This window comes from Saccharopolyspora cebuensis, from assembly GCF_039542665.1.
GTDB classification, from domain to species: Bacteria; Actinomycetota; Actinomycetes; order Mycobacteriales; family Pseudonocardiaceae; genus Saccharopolyspora; species Saccharopolyspora cebuensis.
The window spans coordinates 151,618-166,876 of the sequence record NZ_BAABII010000016.1 but is presented as its reverse complement, the minus strand read 5'-3'; the positions used below and the strand labels follow the sequence as shown (position 1 = coordinate 166,876).

The window sequence follows — 15,259 nt, the reverse complement described above, 5'->3', positions numbered from 1 at the left end:
TATCTGTGGACACCCTCGATGCTCAGCGCGACGTGGACGCGGCCCGGATGCGCGACCGGCTGAAGTGCTACGTCGACCTGGAGACGCCCAGCGGTCACACCGACACCCTCGATGCGCTGCTCGACCTGATCCAGGACCGCTACGCCGGCCTCGGCGCGGCGGTCGAGCGGCACGCCCGCGACACCGGCGCGCACCTCGTCGCCCGCTTCCCCGGCTCCGACGGCGGGCACGACCGGGAACCGGTGCTGTGCCTCGGCCACCACGACACCGTGTGGCCGACCGGCACCCTCACCGGCGCGGTGCCCTGGGTCGAGCAGGACGGCTTCATCCGCGGACCCGGCGTCTACGACATGAAGGGCGGCCTGGTCGTGCTGGAGACCGCGCTCGAACTGCTCGCCGAGCGCGGTCTGCCGCACCGGCCGATCACCGCGATCGTGGTGGCCGACGAGGAGGTCGGGTCGGCCTCGGCCCGCGACCTGGTGGCCGAGCACTGCGCGGGGGCCGTCGCCGCCCTCGGGTTCGAACCGCCGCACCCCGACGGTGCCGTGAAGACCGCGCGCTGGGGCAGCACCCGGGTGCGCATCGACGTCACCGGCCGGGAAGCGCACGCCGCGCTGGCCCCGGAGGACGGCACCTCGGCGATCGAGGAGCTGGTCGACCAGGTCCTGGCGGTCCGGCGGCTGGCCGAGCAGCACCCGGACGTGCTGTGCAACGTGGGCACCATCGGCGGCGGGGGCCGGACCAACGTGGTCGCCGGCCGGGCCTGGTGCGAGATCGGCCTGCGGTTCACCGACACCGGCACCGAGCGGGCGGTGCTCGCCGCGCTCGACGGGCTCACCGCGCACCGGAGCGGGGCCGAGGTGACCACCGAGGTCCTCACCAGCAGGCCGGTGTGGCCGGAACCGGGCGCCGACCGCGCGCTGACCGGGGTGCTGGCGGAAGCGGGCGAGCACGCCGGGCAGCGGGCCACCGGCCGCCCGGCGTCCGGGGCCGCCGACACCAACCTCACCGGCTCGCTCGGCGTGCCCAGCCTGGACGGGCTCGGCCCGGTCGGGCGCGGGGCGCACGCGCCCGACGAGCGGATCGTGGCCGCGAGCCTGCCCGAGCGGGCCGTGCTCACCGCCGCGCTGCTGTCCCGGCTCTGAGCACCGGCGGCCCGAGCGGCCACTGTGGACCCGCCCCGGGACGCGCGGGACGCCGCGGGGTTCGCTAGGGTGTTCGGCGGAGACGTCAGGGTGCCTGGTGGCCCCCACGGCCTTCAAAGCCGATGGCGCCGAGCACCTCGGCGCGGCGGGTTCGATTCCCGTCCGTCTCCGCCAACCTCCCCCGCCGCCGGGCGCGGACCGCCGCCCCGGTTCTCTGCTTCAATGCGGGTATGACCGTTCGACTGACCCAGTACGCGCACGGCGGCGGCTGCGCCTGCAAGATCCCGCCGGGTGAGCTCGAAACCGTCGTCGCCGGGCTCTCGCCGCAGGTCGTCGACCCGCGCGCCGACCTCGTCGTCGGCCTGGAGACCGGCGACGACGCCGCCGTGGTCCGGGTCGACGGCGGCTCCGGCATCGTGGTCACCACCGACTTCTTCACCCCCGTGGTCGACGACCCCTACGACTGGGGGCGCATCGCGGCGACCAACGCGCTGTCCGATGTGTACGCGATGGGCGGCACCCCGCTGGTCGCGGTGAACCTGCTGTGCTGGCCCCGCGAGGTGCTGCCGTTCGACCTGGCCGCCGAGGTGCTGCGCGGCGGCTGCGAGGTGGCCGGGGCGGCCGGGTGCCACGTCGGCGGTGGGCACAGCGTCGACGACAGCGAGCCGAAGTACGGCATGGCGGTCACCGGGCTGGTCGATCCGGAGCGGATGCTGCGCAACGACACCGCGCGCCCCGGCACGCCGCTGTCGCTGACCAAACCGCTGGGCGTCGGGGTGCTCAACACCCGGCACAAGGCCACCGGCGAGCGCTTCGAGCAGGCGATCACGACGATGACCACGCTCAACCGCGAGGCGTCGGCCGCGGCGGTGGCCGCCGGTGCGGCGGCGGCCACCGACATCACCGGCTTCGGGCTGCTCGGCCACCTCCACAAGATGATGCGCGCCTCCGGGACCGCCGCCCGGGTCGACCACGCGGCGGTGCCCTACCTCGACGGCGCCCGCGAGGCGGTGCGCGACGGCTTCGTCAGCGGCGGCACCCGGCGCAACCTGGAGTGGGTCGACGCCCACCTGCACCGGGGCGCGGTGCCGGAGGAGGAGGTGCTGCTGCTGGCCGACGCCCAGACCTCCGGCGGCCTGCTGGTGGCGGGCGAGGTCCCCGGCGCGCCGGTGATCGGCGAGGTGATCAGCGCCCGCCCCGGCACGCCCTCGATCGCGCTGGGCTGAGCGCCGGGGCGGTCACGGCGCGGGGTCGGTGGCGCGGGCGTCCAGTTCCGCCAGCGCCACCACGGCGGCGTTGCGCACGTGCCGCTCGCACGCCTCCCGCGCCGCGTCGACGTCGCGCCGCACCGCCGCCGCATCGGTGATCTGGGCGAGTTCCCGGACGCTGCGCCGGGCCCGGCCCTCGGCCTGCACCGTCATCCCGCGCAGGAGCTGGACCCGGGCGTGGATGCCGCGCAGCGTCGAGCGGACGATCTCGTTGTCGGCGCCGTCGATCAGCGCGCCGTAGAACTCGTCCTTGATCGCCAACCTCCGGGTCAGGTCGGCGCCGGTGAAGTCGCGCCGCACCACCCGCATCGCCGCGCGCAACCGGTTGCGCTGCCCGGTGTCCGCGCGTTCGGCGAACAGCGCCCCGGCCAGGCCCTCCAGCGCGCCCCGCACCTCGTAGAGCGCCTTGGCGTCGGCCCGGGTCAGCTCGGCGACCACCGGGCCCCGGTGCGGCACCAGGGCGACCAAGCCCTCGGATTCCAGCTGCCGCAACACCTCGCGGATCACGGTGCGCGAGACCTCGAAGCGCTCGCACAGCCGCGATTCCACCAGGCGCTGCCCCGGAGCGAACTCGGCGGCCAGGATGTCGGCCCGGAGCAGCTCCAGGACCTGTTCGCGCAGCGGCGCGGCCACCCGCCTCACCTGCCCCGGCATCCCGCCTCCCGATCATGTCCGCCGAGCGCAGATGGTAGTGCAGGCCCGCGACCACCGGTGCGGCTCATCCCGGTTCCGGGGTCAGCCGGACCCCGGAGCGCCGTTCGAGGTGGCGGACCACCTCGGACTGGTCGGGTTCGGTCCCGCGCAACGAGTCCAGGGCCTCGCGGCAGACCCGCACGCAGGTCTCGGCCAGCGGGCTGTCGATGCCCTGGGCGCGGGCCAGGTCGAGCGCGGTGCCGATGTCCTTGACCGTCAACGCCAGCGAGAATCCGACGTCGAAGCCGCCGCCGAGCACCTGCGGACCGATCTTGACCTCGGTCGACTGGTTGCGCCCGGTGGAGCGGTTGATCACGTCGAGCATCACCGCGGGGTCGAGCCCGAAGTCCTTGCCGACGGTGAGCACCTCCAGCGCACCCACCAGCCCGATGGCCGACAGCAGGTTGTTGAGCGCCTTGAGCGCGTGCGCCGAGCCCACCGGACCGGTCCGGGTCGGCGGGCCGCCCATCGCCAGCAGCAGCGGCTCGACCCGCGCGCAGTCCTCGTCGGCACCGCCGAGCATGATGGTCAGCTCGGCGGTGGCCGCCTTGCGCGGGCCGCCGGAGACCGGCGCGTCGACCAGGCCGACGTCGCGCTCCCGGAGCGCGGCGGCCAGGGCCGCGGTGGACCGCGGCGCCGACGACCCCATGTCGACCACCAGCGCGCCCGGCGCCAGCCGGGCCGCCAGGCTCCCCGGGTCGGCGGGATCGCCGAGCACCGCGCGGACCACCCCGGCGTCGGGCAGCATCAGGATCACGACGTCGGAATCGGCGGCGCGGGCCGCCTCCGCCAGCGGCCGGGCACCGGTTGCCGCGGCCACCTCGGCGAGCGCGGCGGGATCGGCGTCGTGGACGGACACCTCGGCGACGCCGGCGCGGACCAGGTTGGCCACCATCGGCCGTCCCATCGTGCCGAGGCCGATGAACGTGGTTTCCACGGCTGCACCTTCCTCCTTCAGCTGGCTCCTGCACCTCGCCCGTTCAGCTCGCGCCGCCACCGCCTTCGTGGACCTGCACGCTCGGCTCGATCCCCTCCGCCCCGACGACCTCGCGCCAGGCGTCGAACCCGGTCTGGAACGCCACGATCCCCGCTTCGGGCAGCGCGATCTCGATGGCCTCCAGGATCTCGCGGGGTGACACGCCCAGGTCCAGCGCGACCCGGATGTGGCTCTGGATGTGGCCCTTCGACGCGCGCATCACGGTGAGGCTGACGATGAAGATCAGTTCCTTGGTGCGGCGGTCCAGCGTGCGCTGGTCCAGGTAGGCCGCGGCGACCATGCCGTTGGCGGCGCGCAGCACGTCGAAATCGTGCTTGGCCATCACCTTGTGGTAGTCGAGCACGTAACCGCGAGCGCGGGCCATGTCGTCGATGTACTGCTGGGCTTCGTCCATCGGGGTCTCCGCCTTCCGTCGAGCGCGGCGCCGCGGGACCGCTCGTCGCCGCTGCGAACGCGACGGAACGTATGACAGTAATACGGTCCAGTCAATCCCGGTCCGTGCCAAGGGGTTTCGAGAACGATCGAGTATTGACGTCCTCGGGGAGCGGTAATACCGTCCGATCACTCCGGCACTGCCGCGCCGCGCAGCGCGCCGCCGAACTCCGCCCCGCACCGGCGGAAGTCCCCGGAACTCCCATCAACGTCGATCGAGGAGCCCGCATGACCACCGCACCGCAGTCGGCCTCCGTCGACGTGGACCACCCAGAGCCACCGCCGTCCCGGGCGAAGCGGATCGGCCTCGTCGCCGGACCGGTCGCGGCCGCGACCGTCCACCTGCTGCTGGCCGTCGGGCAGCCGGGCCTGTCCGCCGACGGGCGCCTGGTGGCCTCCGTGGCCGCGCTGATGGCGGTGTGGTGGATGACCGAGGCGCTGCCCTTCGCGGCCACCGCCCTGCTCCCGCTGCTGCTGTTCCCGCTGCTGGGCGTGACCGAGTTCGACACCGCGGCCACGCCCTACGCCAACGACACGATCTTCCTGTTCATGGGCGGGTTCATGCTCGCCGCCGGGATGCAGCGGTGGAACCTGCACACCCGCATCGCGCTGGCCATCGTGGCGGTGATGGGCACCAGCACCACCCGGATCATCGCCGGGTTCATGATCGCCACGACGTTCATCACGATGTGGGTGAGCAACAGCGCGAGCACCATGATGATGGTCCCGATCGGACTGTCGCTGGTGCACCTGAGCGCGCGCGGCGGCGAACCCGACCGCAACTTCGCGACCTGCGTGGTGCTGGGCATCGCCTACGCGGCCACGATCGGCGGCATGGCCAGCACCATCGGCGCGGCGCCGAACGCGATGCTGGCCGCCTACCTCGGCGAGGCGCACGGCATCGAGGTCACCTTCCTCGACTGGTTCCTGACCATGCTGCCGGTGGTGCTGGTGTTCCTGGTGGTGGCCTGGTTCCTGCTGACCCGGGTGATCTTCCGGATCCGGACGCCGGAACTGCCCGGCGGCGCCGAGCTGATCGCCGAGCAGCGCGCGACGCTGGGCCGGATGTCGCGCGGTGAGGCGCGGTTGCTCGCGGTGTTCGCCGCCGGGGCGCTGTCCTGGGTGGTGTTCCCGCTGCTGGCGCGGACCCCGCTGGTCGAGGTGGTGCCGTGGCTGTCCCGCATGTCCGACGCCACCGTGGCGATCGCGGTGATCGTGGCGCTGTTCCTGGTGCCCAGCGGGCAGCGGCCCGGCCAGCGGCTGATGACCTGGTCGGACACCCGCGAGGTGCCGTGGGGCGTGCTGCTGCTGTTCGGCGGCGGCCTGTCGCTGTCCGCCCAGTTCAGCGCCACCGACCTGGGTGACTGGGTGGCGGAGTTCTTCGGCTCGCTCTCGGCGCTGCCGCTGGTGGCGGTCGTGGCGGCGATGGCCGTGGTGGTCGTGCTGGTCGGCGAGCTGATGAGCAACACCGCCGCCACCGCGCTGTTCCTGCCGATCGCCGGCGGGGTCGCGATCGCCCTGGGCGCGGACCCGGTGGTCCTTCCGGTGGCGATCACGATGGCCGCCAGCGTGGGCTTCGTGCTGCCGGTGGCCACTCCGCCGAACGCGATCGCCTTCGCCAGCGGGCACGTCACCACCGGGCAGATGGCCAGGGCGGGCGGCGCGCTCGACCTGGTGGGACTGCTGCTGGTGGTGGCCGCCGCGCACACCGTCGTGCCGCTGATGCTGTGAGGGCGCACCGGTGACCCCGCCTCGCGGGGTCCACAGCGGACGACGGGCGGAGCGGGCCCGCCCGTCCTATGGTCGTACCGGTGCCGAGGCACCCGGGTCCAGCCCCCGGGACCGGTGGGACCGGTCATGGGGGCCGGGGGCTGGACACCGCTCATCAGCGGGCGCGGTTGCCCTTCGGCTTGCCGGGGCCCTGGACGCCGTGGCGCGGCGGGTGGATCGGCTCCGGTGATCCGCCGGGTCCGACCGGGGAGCCGCCCGAGGACCGGCCGAGTTCCACCGGGTCCTCCTCGTCCTGCGCCCCGGGGGCGGGTTCGGCGCCGGCCTCCAGCTCGGCCATCCGCCGGTTGAGCAGCTCCACCACCTGCGGGCGGTCGTTGTGGCCGCGCTCGTAGTCGAGGACCTGCGCCAGCTCGTCGCTGGTCAGCGAGCGGATGCGGTGCTGCAACGAGCCCATCGGCAGGTGGTCGTAGTCGGGCAGCGGCAGGTTCTCTGCGGACACGTCCGCCTCCTCGGTCGAGCTCATCCGGGCATCACCTCGTGTTCCCCGCTCGCGCTCCGGCGAAACCGCCGCCCGCTCAGGCGGCGACGGCACGGGGAACGTGCCAGCCTGGTACGCATGGTGCGATTCGGGTACACGCTGATGACCGAGCAGTCCGGACCGAAGGAGCTGGTGGCTCAGGCGACGGCGGCCGAAGCGGCCGGCTTCGACTTCGAGGTGATGAGCGACCACTACTTCCCGTGGCTGGACGAGCAGGGGCACGCGCCGTACGCCTGGAGCGTGCTGGGTGCCGTCGCCCAGGTCACCGAGCGCGTCGAACTGATGACCTACGTGACCGCGCCGATCATGCGCTACCACCCGGCGGTCGTGGCGCAGAAGGCCGCGACCATCGGGCTGCTCTCCGACGACCGGTTCCTGCTCGGGCTGGGCGCGGGCGAGAACCTCAACGAGCACGTCATCGGGGAGGGCTGGCCGCCGGTGAACGTGCGGCACGAGATGTTCTCCGAGGCGCTGGAGATCATCTCGGCGCTGTTCGACGGCGGCTACGTCAACTACGTCGGCGACCACTACCGGGTCGATTCCGCGAAGCTCTGGGACCTGCCGGACCGCCGGGTCCCGATCGGCGTGGCCGTGTCCGGCCAGCAGTCGGTCCGCCGGTTCGCCGGGGCGGCCGACGCGATGATCGCCACCGAGCCGAACCCCGAGCTGGGCTCCGGCTGGGACGCCGCGCGCGGCGACGCGGGGCGCAAGATCGGCCAGCTCCCGATCTCCTGGGGCCGCGACCGCGACCGGGCGGCGCAGCGGGTGTGGGAGCTGATGCGCTGGTTCGCCGCCGGCTGGAAGGCCAACGCCGAGCTGCCGGGCACCGCGGCCTTCGCCGCGGCGAACCAGTACGTGCGGGTGGAGGACGTCAAGGCGGCCATCCCCTGCGGCCCGGACGTGGAGCCGATCGTGGCCGCCTTCCAGTCCTACTGGGAGGCAGGGTTCACCGACATCTGCCTGGTGCAGGCGGGGGTCGACGACGACCGGGAAGGCTTCTTCGCCTTCGCCGAGGAGGAGCTGCTGCCCGCGCTGCGGGCCGCCGCGGGTTGAGATCCGCCGCGACGGGGAACCCACCCCGGCGGGAACCGCTGCCGAACGCCGAAGGAGGACGGTCGTGCTGGGCTCACCGCTGCGGAGCTATCGGACCAAGCGGCTCGGGCCGCTGCGCTGGCGGCGCGGGCCGGGCGGAGCGCGTTCGTGGTCGGTGCGCGTCGGACCCTGGTCCTGGCGGATGCGGCACCGGACGAAGCGGGCGAGCGCCCGTCTCACCAGGCGCTGACGCACGTGGGGCGGCCGGATCGCTCCGGCCGCCCCAGCGCTGCGGGAGAACCGCTAACGGTCCGGGCTCCCCACGTGCACGCGCCGCCTGGTGACGAACGCGCGCAACGTGTCCGGAGCCCCCGGCCCGCACCGCAGCAAGCGGTCCTGCGGGCCGCGTTGCACCGGTACGTCCACTTCGACGGGCACCTCGACCTGCTCGGTGCTCGCCCGGCGGGTCGTCGCCCACCGGCGATTGGCGTTTCCGCCGCGCATCGCCATACCCCCTCGTACTGCTCCAGTTCACCGGTGCTCCCGGCTCACCTGGCGGAATTCCCGAGGGTAATCAGGCGGAAACCCGGCGCTATCGAGATCATTTTGTGACCTGAGTCACAGATCATCGCGGGACGTCCGAGTCGTCCCACCGCCACCGGATACCCGTCCCGGGCGAGCCGATTCCCGCACCTCGGGGCGTGCCGCACGCGCCTGCTCAGGCGGCGACCCGGACGGTCACCTTGCCCCGGACGTGCCCGCCCTGGTTGAGCTCCAGCGCCTCGGCCGCGCGGTCGAGCGGGAAGGTCTCCGCGATGGGCACCACCACCGACTCCTCGGCGACCAGCCCGGCCAGCACCGACAGGTCCGCGCCGCTGGGCCGCACCCACGCGTAGCGCCCGCCGCGCTCGGCGACCGAGGGATCGGCCACCGACCCGTGCCTGCCGCCTTCGCGCAGCACCGCGAGCGTGTCGTCGACGACGCCGCCGACGAAGTCGGCGACCAGGTCCACCCCGTCGGGCGCCAGCTCGCGGACCCGCTCGGGCAGCCCGTCGCCGTAGCTGACCGGCTCCACCCCGAAGCCGCGCAGGAACTCGTGGTTGGCCGGCGACGCGGTGCCGATCACCCGCGCGCCCTCGGCCCGCGCGAGCTGGGCGGCGAGCACGCCCACCCCACCGGAGGCCGCGTGCACCAGCACGGTGTCGGCCCCGCTGAGCCCCAGCCGGGTGAGGAGCTGGTAGGCGGTGAGCCCGGCCAGCGGCAGTCCCGCGGCCTGGTTCCAGTCCACCGAGGCGGGCTTGCCCGCGACGGCGCGGACCGGCACCGACAGGTACTCGGCGAAGGAGCCGTCGTGCAGGAAGTCCTTGCGGGCGTAGGCGAGGACCTCGTCCCCGGGCCGGAACTCGGGGGTGTCCAGACCGACCTCCTCGACCACCCCGGCCACGTCCCAGCCCGGGGTCACCGGGAAGAACGTCGGCATCATCTCGTCGAGGTACCCGGCCATCAGCTTCCAGTCGACCGGGTTCACCGCCGCCGTGCTGACCCGGACGAGCACCTCGCCCGGCGCCACCTTCGGCTTGGGCCGGTCCCGCAGCTCCAGCACGTCACCCGGTGCGCCGTAGCGCTCGTACGTCATCGCCTTCATGTCGGCAGCAACTCCCGGCGGCGCCCGCCGTATTCCGCCCGGCGCCGAGCGGGTCCGCGGGCCGCGGACCGTCAGGCGAACTGGAGCATGCAGGCCCAGCAGGCGCACCCGATCGCCGCCGTGCCCGCGACCGCCCGCACCGCGTTCCACCGCACCCACGGCCGCTCGAACCGGGCGCGCGCCGCGGCGGCCGGTTCACCCGCGGCCTCCAGCCCGTCGTTCAGCGGGACGTTGACCCGGAGGGTCACCACGAGCACCACCAGCGAGCCCAGCAGGCCGAGCACCAGCGGCAGCGCCGTGGCGTCGCCGGAGACCAGCGCGAGCAGCAGCGCCACGGCGGTGAGCACCGGCGCCCCGGCGAACGCCGCGCCGAACCAGGCGTTGAGGATCGCGGCGTTGATCCGCCGCATGACCCGCACGAAGGTCCGGTCGTCGACGCCGCGGAGCCCGGGCATCACCGCGCAGGCGAAGCCGAAGAACAGGCCCGCCACGAGGCCGTGGGCGAGGGTCGCCAGCACCAGCACCGCGCTCTGCACCGCCGTCATCGGGTTCCTCCTCGGGCACCGGCCGTCGCTGCCGGAGAACCTGTCGCTGCCGGAGAACCTAGTGCACCGAGGAGGTGTTCCGGACGGTCAGCGCCGGTCCAGCTCCGCCAGCCAGGCCTTCACCGACCCGGTGTGCTCCCCCACCGACGGGACCGGGTCCATCCGCAGCTCCCGGTCGGCGGCCAGGCCCGGCGGCCGCAGCGCGCGGACGGCACCGCGCGGGGTGCCCACCTCCCGCCACCGGTCCCGGGCGGCGAGCTGCGGGTGGTCGACGACGTCCGGGACCGACCGCAGCCGGGCGTTGGCCACCCGGGCCCGCTCCAGCCGCTCGACCACCTCGTCCGCCGACAGCGCGGCGAACGCCTCCTCGACCACGGCGGTCAGCTCGTCGCGGGCGGCGACCCGGCTGCTGTTGTCGGCGAAGCGCGCGTCGGCGACCAGCTCGGGCCTGCCGAGCACGAGCCCGCAGAAGGATTCCCACTCCCGGTGGTTCTGCACGCCGAGGAAGACCCGCTCGCCGTCGCCGGTGCGGAACGGTCCGTAGGGCGCGATCGCCGCGTGGCTGGCGCCGGTGCGCCGCGGCGGTTCACCGCCGTAGGCGGCGAAGTGCAGCGGGTAGCCCATCCACTCGCACAGCGCCTCCAGCATGGAGATCTCCAGCACCTGACCGGTCCCGGTGCGGGTCCGCTCGAACAGCGCGGCGAGGATCGTCGAGTAGGCGTACATGCCCGCGGCGATGTCGGCGACGGGGAGACCGGCCTTGCTCGGCACCTCCGGGGTCCCGGTGATCGACACGACGCCCGCCTCGCACTGCACCAGCAGGTCGTAGGCCTTCTTGTCGCGGTAGGGGCCGTCGCCGCCGTACCCGGAGATCCCCGCCACGATCAGTCCGGAGTGCTGCGCGCGGAGCTCGTCGGGGACCAGCCCGAGCCGTTCCAGCGCCCCGGGCGCGAGGTTCTGCACCAGCACGTCGGCCTCGGCGAGCAACCGCCGCAGCACCGCCAGGTCCGCGTCGTCCTTGAGGTCGAGGGCGACGCTCTCCTTGTTGCGGTTGAGCCAGATGAAGTGGCTGGACTGGCCGTGCACGGTGGTGTCGTAGGCCCGGGCGAAGTCCCCCGCCCCCGGCCGCTCCACCTTGATCACCCGGGCGCCGAGGTCGGCCAGGTGCCGGGTGGCCAGCGGGGCGGCCACCGCCTGTTCGAGCGAGACGACGGTGATGCCCACCAGCGGAAGCGGTCGGTGCGGTGCTGCGTGCTCCATGCTCGGCGCACTCCTCTCCGCGCCCCGGGACCTCCGGGCCGCCGCTCCACCGTCGCAATCCGCGGCGCCACCGGGAAGGGCTTCGTGAGACAGGCGCCGGGCACCTTGACCGGTGATTTCCGGTGATCGTAGTATTGTCCGAACGTTGTTCGGCATCTCGAACGGAGCCATCGTGCACCAGACCCGCGAATTCCTGCGCTCGCAAGGACTCCCCGCCGACGACAGCCCGGTGACCAGCGCGAAGCGCTTCCCCGACGGCGCCCAGTACCGGGTCGAGATCCCCAGCACCGAGGGCCCCGAGGTGCTGGCGGCGGTGCTCGACGAGATCGCCGCCCGGCAGGTCGTGGTGCACCGGATCTCCCAGGGCAGCGGCGGCATGCTGCTCACCGACGACGAGCTGGCCCGGATGGCCGCCACCGGCGCGGCGCACGACGTCGAGCTGAGCCTGTTCGCCCGGCCGGTCGCGGGCTGGGACACCGGGGCGATGGCCACCGCCCCCGCGGGCGGCTCGGTCGCCGCCCAGGCGCGCGGCACCGAACAGGTCGTGCACGTGCTGGAGGACATCCGCCGCACCGCCGAGGCCGGCATCCGCAGCGTGCTCATCACCGATCTCGGCGTCCTGGCCATCGCCGCGCGGATGCGCACCGCGGGCGACCTGCCGCCCGACCTGCAGTTCAAGATCAGCGTGCAGATGGGGCTGGCGAACCCCGCCTCGGTGCGCATCGCCGAGGACCTCGGGGCCGACACCTACAACGTGCCCACCGACCTCAGCATCGGGCAGCTCGCCGCCATCCGGCAGGCCACCGACCTGCCGCTCGACGTCTACGTCGAAGCCCCCGACGACATGGGCGGTTTCGTGCGGCACTTCGAGATCGCCGAGATCGTGCGGGTGGCCGCCCCGGTCCACGTCAAGTTCGGGCTGCGCAACGCCCCGAACATCTACCCGGCGGGCACCCACCTCACGCCCACCGCGATCGCGCTGGGCCGGGAGCGGGTGCGCCGGGCCCGGATCGGCCTGGACCTGCTCGCCCGCCACGCCCCGGCGGCCACCACCTCCGCGCTCGGCGCCAAGGGGCTCGCGGTGCCCGCCGCCTGATCCGCCTTCCGCTGGACGGACGCCACCGGCCCCCCGCGGCGGCGCGGGCGTTGCTCCGACCGGTGGTCTCCCTTGTCGTACGGGGAAAAGCGCGGCACGCTCAACTGAGCGAACGATCAGTTCGCTCCGCGGTCACGCACCTCGCCGACGACGATGAGGAGTCAGCCGGATGACCGACGACAGCCACGACGCGATCATCATCGGAGCCGGGTTCGCCGGCATGTACATGCTCCACACCCTGCGGGAGCGCGGTTTCCGGGCGCACGTGTACGAGAAGGGCGACGACGTCGGCGGGACCTGGTACTGGAACCGGTACCCGGGCGCCCGCTGCGACGTGGAAAGCCTGTACTACTGCTACTCCTTCTCCGAGGAGCTCCAGCAGGAGTGGCGGTGGACCGAGCGCTACCCCTCCCAGCCGGAGATCCTGCGCTACGCCCGGCACGTCGCCGACCGGTTCGACCTGCGGCGCGACATCAGCTTCGGCACCACCGCGCGTTCGGCGGCCTACGACGAGGACGCCGACGAGTGGGTGCTCACCACCGAGGACGGCGCGCGGACCCGGGCCCGCTTCCTGATCACCGCGGTGGGGTGCCTGTCGGCGACGCAGCTGCCCGACCTGCCGGGCCGCGACTCCTTCGCGGGCGAGGCCTACCACACCGGCCGCTGGCCGCACGAGCCCGTCGACTTCGGCGGCAAGCGGGTCGGCGTGATCGGCACCGGCTCCTCGGCGATCCAGGCCATCCCGGTGATCGCCGAGCAGGCCGCGTCGGTCACCGTCTTCCAGCGCACCGCGCAGTTCAGCATCCCGGCGCACAACCACCCGCTCTCCGACGAGGAGCAGCGGCGGGTGAAGGCCGACTACGGCAGGCTCCGCGCCGAGGCCCGGATGTCGCACTCGGGCATCCTGTCCGAGCAGCGCGAGGAGGACCCGCTGGAGCTGCCCGCCGAGCAGGTGCGCGCCGAGCTCGAACGGCGCTGGGCCATCGGCGGGACCACGTTCACCGCCACCTACGAGGCCACGCTGCGCGATCCCGACGCCAACGCCCTGTCCGCGGAGTTCGTCCGGGACAAGATCCGGGCCACCGTCGACGACCCGGAGACCGCCGAGCTGCTGTGCCCCTACGACCACCCGATCGGCACCAAGCGGATCTGCGTGGACACCGACTACTACGCCACCTACAACCGCGAGCACGTCGAGCTGGTCAGCCTCCGGGAGCAGCCGATCTCGGAGATCACCCCGCGCGGGGTGCGGGTCGGCGACCGCGAGCACGAGTTCGACGTGCTGGTGTTCGCCACCGGCTACGACGCGCTGACCGGGCCGCTGACCCGGATCGACATCCGGGGCGTGGACGGCCTGCGGTTGCGGGACAAGTGGCGGGACGGGCCGCGCAGCTACCTCGGCGTGGCCAACGCCGGGTTCCCGAACATGTTCACCATCACCGGGCCGGGCAGCCCGTCGGTGCTGAGCAACATGATCGTGTCCATCGAGCAGCACGTGGAGTGGATCGCCGAGCACCTGGAGCACCTGCGCGAGACGGGGACCCGGCGCTGCGAGGCCGACCCGGCCGCCGAGCGGGAGTGGGCCGAGCACGTCAACGAGGTCGCCGACGAGACGCTGTTCCCGCAGGCGGCCTCCTGGTACATGGGGGCCAACGTGCCCGGCAAACCGCGCGTGTTCATGCCCTACATCGGCGGTGTCGGGGTGTACCGGGAGCTGTGCGACGAGGTCGCGCGGCAGGGCTACCGGGGCTTCCACCTGACCGCGGCCGGGTAGTCCGACCCCGCGGGAACGGCCTTCAGACGCCGAGCAGGGCCGAGACGGTGAAGATCACCGGGACCGACAGGACGGTGGACAGCAGGATGGACTCCCGGGCCAGGCGCACCCCCGCCTGGTACCGGGAGGCGTAGGTGAACAGGTTCTGCGCCGCGGGCAGCGCCGAGATCACCACCACCGCGAACAGCGAAGCGCCGGTGAGGCCGAACAGCCCGGCCCCGATGGCCCACGCGGCCACCGGGTGCCCGAACGACTTGAGCACCACCGACACCAGCACCGGGCCGCGCTCCTCGCCGACGCCGGGCAGCGGGCTGCCGTGCAGCGAGATGCCGAACGCCAGCAGCACCGAGGGCACCGCGAGCTGGCCGATGAGGGTGAGCGGCTCGGCGAGCGCGGTCGGGACGCGCCAGCCCAGGGCGGCCGTGCCGACCCCGGCCAGCGAGGCGATCACGATGGGGTTGCTGAACGGCGCGAGCACCCGGCGCCACCAGGGCGGGGGCGGCCCCTCGCGGGCGGCGTCCATCACGGTGAGCGCGATCGGGGTGAGCACCAGGAGCTGGAAGAGCATCACCGGTGCGATCAGCGAGGCGTCGCCGAGCACGTAGACCGCGATCGGGATGCCCAGGTTGCCCGCGTTGACGTAGCTGGAGCACAGCGCCCCGATGGTGGCGCGCCGGATGTTCCACCGCCGCAGGGCGGCGACCAGCACGAACAGCCCGGCCACCAGGAAGGTGCTCAGCGCGGAGACCACCAGCGGCGCCGAGATGAGCACCGACAGGTCCGACTCGGCCAGCATCGCGAACAGCAGCGCCGGGGTGGCGACGAAGAAGGAGAGCCTGGTCAGGACCTCGCGGCCGGAATCGCCGAGCGTGCCGAGCCTGCCCAGCGCGTAACCGACGACGATGATGACCGCGATGACGCCGAAGCCGGTGAGCACCCCGCTCACGACGTCGCGCCGGTGAGTCCACCGTGGACGGTGGCGCCGGGTACCGGGTTCCGGGAAGTGGACATGTTCCGCCGACTCCGAAGAAGAGTTCCGCTGCCCCTGAATCCTAGGGCACGGCGGCCCGGACGGGGCGGAAGTGCGACCAGGAGCACACCCG

Annotated in this window: 14 protein-coding genes and 1 tRNA gene; 7 read left to right on the top strand and 8 right to left on the bottom strand. The window is 73.5% G+C overall.

The features are described from left to right. Positions 1-5: 5 nt before the first annotated feature. The 3 genes from ABD976_RS20950 (at position 6) to selD (ending at position 2,371) form a co-directional block, all read left to right on the top strand. The gene (locus ABD976_RS20950) at positions 6-1,145 is read left to right on the top strand and encodes a M20/M25/M40 family metallo-hydrolase (RefSeq protein ID WP_345365794.1); all 1,140 of its coding nucleotides are present in this window, start codon (positions 6-8) and stop codon (positions 1,143-1,145) included. Between the two features lie 78 nt (positions 1,146-1,223). After that, a tRNA-Sec gene (locus tag ABD976_RS20945) sits at positions 1,224-1,319 on the top strand. Between the two features lie 56 nt (positions 1,320-1,375). Beyond that, positions 1,376-2,371 carry a selenide, water dikinase SelD gene (selD, locus tag ABD976_RS20940; protein WP_345365792.1) on the top strand — a complete coding sequence of 332 codons (996 nt, stop codon included), beginning with the start codon at positions 1,376-1,378 and terminating at the stop codon, positions 2,369-2,371. A gap of 12 nt (positions 2,372-2,383) precedes the next feature. Here the strand turns inward: selD and ABD976_RS20935 are convergent, their stop codons facing one another. From ABD976_RS20935 to ABD976_RS20925, 3 genes are all read right to left on the bottom strand, one after another. Next, positions 2,384-3,067 (bottom strand): GntR family transcriptional regulator, encoded by a 684-nt coding sequence (locus tag ABD976_RS20935; RefSeq protein WP_345365790.1) that lies wholly within the window; start codon positions 3,065-3,067, stop codon positions 2,384-2,386. 64 nt (positions 3,068-3,131) lie between these two features. Continuing rightward, entirely contained in the window at positions 3,132-4,043 is a 912-nt protein-coding gene (locus ABD976_RS20930; protein WP_345365788.1) for an NAD(P)-dependent oxidoreductase, read from the bottom strand. A 43-nt stretch (positions 4,044-4,086) separates the two neighbouring features. Then, entirely contained in the window at positions 4,087-4,497 is a 411-nt protein-coding gene (locus tag ABD976_RS20925) for a carboxymuconolactone decarboxylase family protein (RefSeq protein WP_345365786.1), read from the bottom strand. 266 nt (positions 4,498-4,763) lie between these two features. Here ABD976_RS20925 and ABD976_RS20920 point away from each other — a divergent pair, with 266 nt between their 5' ends. Beyond that, on the top strand, positions 4,764-6,266 hold the full coding sequence (locus ABD976_RS20920) for an SLC13 family permease (protein ID WP_345365783.1): 1,503 nt from the start codon (positions 4,764-4,766) through the stop codon (positions 6,264-6,266). 154 nt (positions 6,267-6,420) lie between these two features. Here the strand turns inward: ABD976_RS20920 and ABD976_RS20915 are convergent, their stop codons facing one another. Beyond that, complete coding sequence (locus ABD976_RS20915) at positions 6,421-6,765, bottom strand: DUF8129 domain-containing protein (RefSeq protein ID WP_345365781.1); 345 nt, start codon at positions 6,763-6,765, stop codon at positions 6,421-6,423. Positions 6,766-6,885: 120 nt separating this feature from the next. Here ABD976_RS20915 and ABD976_RS20910 point away from each other — a divergent pair, with 120 nt between their 5' ends. Continuing rightward, a complete protein-coding gene (locus ABD976_RS20910; RefSeq protein ID WP_345366843.1) occupies positions 6,886-7,857 on the top strand; it encodes a TIGR03557 family F420-dependent LLM class oxidoreductase in 972 nt (323 codons plus the stop codon). Between the two features lie 697 nt (positions 7,858-8,554). Here the strand turns inward: ABD976_RS20910 and ABD976_RS20905 are convergent. The 3 genes from ABD976_RS20905 to ABD976_RS20895 form a co-directional block, all read right to left on the bottom strand. Continuing rightward, positions 8,555-9,481 (bottom strand): NADP-dependent oxidoreductase, encoded by a 927-nt coding sequence (locus ABD976_RS20905; protein ID WP_345365779.1) that lies wholly within the window; start codon positions 9,479-9,481, stop codon positions 8,555-8,557. 71 nt (positions 9,482-9,552) lie between these two features. Beyond that, positions 9,553-10,026 carry an anthrone oxygenase family protein gene (locus tag ABD976_RS20900; RefSeq protein WP_345365777.1) on the bottom strand — a complete coding sequence of 158 codons (474 nt, stop codon included), beginning with the start codon at positions 10,024-10,026 and terminating at the stop codon, positions 9,553-9,555. A gap of 87 nt (positions 10,027-10,113) precedes the next feature. Further along, on the bottom strand, positions 10,114-11,286 hold the full coding sequence (locus tag ABD976_RS20895) for a CaiB/BaiF CoA transferase family protein (protein ID WP_345365775.1): 1,173 nt from the start codon (positions 11,284-11,286) through the stop codon (positions 10,114-10,116). A gap of 172 nt (positions 11,287-11,458) precedes the next feature. Between ABD976_RS20895 and ABD976_RS20890 the strand changes: the two genes are divergently transcribed. Together ABD976_RS20890 and ABD976_RS20885 are read left to right on the top strand one after the other, a co-directional pair. Continuing rightward, positions 11,459-12,382 carry a U32 family peptidase gene (locus ABD976_RS20890; RefSeq protein WP_345366841.1) on the top strand — a complete coding sequence of 308 codons (924 nt, stop codon included), beginning with the start codon at positions 11,459-11,461 and terminating at the stop codon, positions 12,380-12,382. Positions 12,383-12,551: 169 nt separating this feature from the next. Next, positions 12,552-14,156, top strand: coding sequence for a flavin-containing monooxygenase (locus ABD976_RS20885; RefSeq protein ID WP_345365773.1), 1,605 nt, complete (start codon positions 12,552-12,554; stop codon positions 14,154-14,156). A 22-nt stretch (positions 14,157-14,178) separates the two neighbouring features. Here the strand turns inward: ABD976_RS20885 and ABD976_RS20880 are convergent, their stop codons facing one another. After that, positions 14,179-15,102 (bottom strand): AEC family transporter, encoded by a 924-nt coding sequence (locus ABD976_RS20880; RefSeq protein ID WP_345365771.1) that lies wholly within the window; start codon positions 15,100-15,102, stop codon positions 14,179-14,181. Positions 15,103-15,259: the final 157 nt, after the last annotated feature.

Excerpts from the sequence above, each read along its gene's own strand:
- ABD976_RS20925 (WP_345365786.1), bottom strand. The coding sequence starts at position 4,497 with ATGGACGAAGCCCAGCAGTACATCGACGACATGGCCCGCGCTCGCGGT.
- ABD976_RS20900 (WP_345365777.1), bottom strand. The coding sequence starts at position 10,026 with ATGACGGCGGTGCAGAGCGCGGTGCTGGTGCTGGCGACCCTCGCCCAC.
- selD (WP_345365792.1), top strand. The coding sequence starts at position 1,376 with ATGACCGTTCGACTGACCCAGTACGCGCACGGCGGCGGCTGCGCCTGC.
- ABD976_RS20920 (WP_345365783.1), top strand. The coding sequence starts at position 4,764 with ATGACCACCGCACCGCAGTCGGCCTCCGTCGACGTGGACCACCCAGAG.
- ABD976_RS20895 (WP_345365775.1), bottom strand. The coding sequence starts at position 11,286 with ATGGAGCACGCAGCACCGCACCGACCGCTTCCGCTGGTGGGCATCACC.
- ABD976_RS20905 (WP_345365779.1), bottom strand. The coding sequence starts at position 9,481 with ATGAAGGCGATGACGTACGAGCGCTACGGCGCACCGGGTGACGTGCTG.
- ABD976_RS20935 (WP_345365790.1), bottom strand. The coding sequence starts at position 3,067 with ATGCCGGGGCAGGTGAGGCGGGTGGCCGCGCCGCTGCGCGAACAGGTC.
- ABD976_RS20885 (WP_345365773.1), top strand. The coding sequence starts at position 12,552 with ATGACCGACGACAGCCACGACGCGATCATCATCGGAGCCGGGTTCGCC.